Annotated in this window: 1 protein-coding gene; it reads right to left on the bottom strand. The window is 35.7% G+C overall.

The window, feature by feature from the left end; translation table 11 throughout:
• Positions 1-155 precede the first annotated feature (155 nt).
• Positions 156-415: hypothetical protein (locus K9U40_RS24175; protein WP_282892583.1), on the bottom strand; the 260-nt coding region annotated here is incomplete at its 5' end.

A 415-nucleotide genomic window follows, 5' to 3' on the forward strand; every position in this document is an offset into this window, starting at 1 on the left:
TTCTAAGACTGACCGATAGGCACTTTTAACATTGTAAGGCATAACGATGCTCATTGTGTTATCAATATCTTGCATTGCATAATAACGATAGCGTTTTTCAACACCGGCTTTGTAAAGCGATAGCTTTCTGCGCAGGAAGTTCATTCCAGTTTGTTTCATTTGATTTTCTCCATTATTAGTTTTTCGAAGTCCGGTTCGTGGATGTCTATCCCCTCGATTAGTGTCCGACCAACATATCCAAATTGCTTTTCGTTTTCTAAAATCTCTTGCTTCTTCTTTTGATAACGTTTTTTTATATCACGTATTTTTTTAGGTTTAGTAGAGTTTTCGATGTTAGTCTTTAACTCTGCTTCTTTACGTTCTTTTTCTTCTTTACGCTTTTTGCGCATTAAGAGTTTCTGCTTTTCTGCAATAC

It is taken from the genome of Xanthobacter autotrophicus (assembly GCF_030015065.1).
Lineage (GTDB): Bacteria > Pseudomonadota > Alphaproteobacteria > Rhizobiales > Xanthobacteraceae > Xanthobacter > Xanthobacter autotrophicus_D.